The sequence below is a fragment of the Vibrio sp. YT-19(2023) genome (genome assembly GCF_033337395.1).
The window spans coordinates 1-501 of sequence record NZ_JAWOQN010001247.1 but is presented as its reverse complement, the minus strand read 5'-3'; the positions used below and the strand labels follow the sequence as shown (position 1 = coordinate 501).

Genomic DNA, 501 nt, shown 5'->3' with positions numbered 1-501 from the left:
ACAAAATGATGGGCGGTGTGAGCTACCAAGCTGAAAGCGGTAAAGGCAAAGACTGGAACGTTGCACAAGGCAAAAACGACCTAAAAATCAGCCTAACTGACAGCTTTGGTCAAGAGCAAGAAATCAACATCAACGCGAAAGCGGGCGATGACATCGAAGAGCTAGCAACGTACATCAACGGTCAAACAGACCTAGTGAAAGCGTCAGTAGACCAAGATGGCAAACTGCAAATCTTTGCTGGTAACAACAAAGTAGAAGGCGAAGTGTCATTCTCTGGCGGTCTGTCTGGTGAACTAGGTCTAGGCGACAACAAGAAAAACGTTACGGTTGATACTATCGACGTAACTTCAGTTGGCGGCGCACAAGAATCAGTAGCAATCATTGATGCGGCACTGAAATACGTAGACAGCCACCGTGCAGAGCTGGGTGCATTCCAGAACCGTTTCAACCATGCAATCAGCAACTTGGACAACATTAACGAGAACGTGAACGCGTCGAAGA

At 47.3% G+C, this 501-nt stretch carries 1 protein-coding gene; it reads left to right on the top strand.

From position 1 onward, the window contains the following. Positions 1–501, top strand: a 501-nt coding sequence (locus R7E78_RS31080; protein ID WP_318059267.1) for a flagellin hook IN motif-containing protein, incomplete at both ends; no start/stop codon positions are given.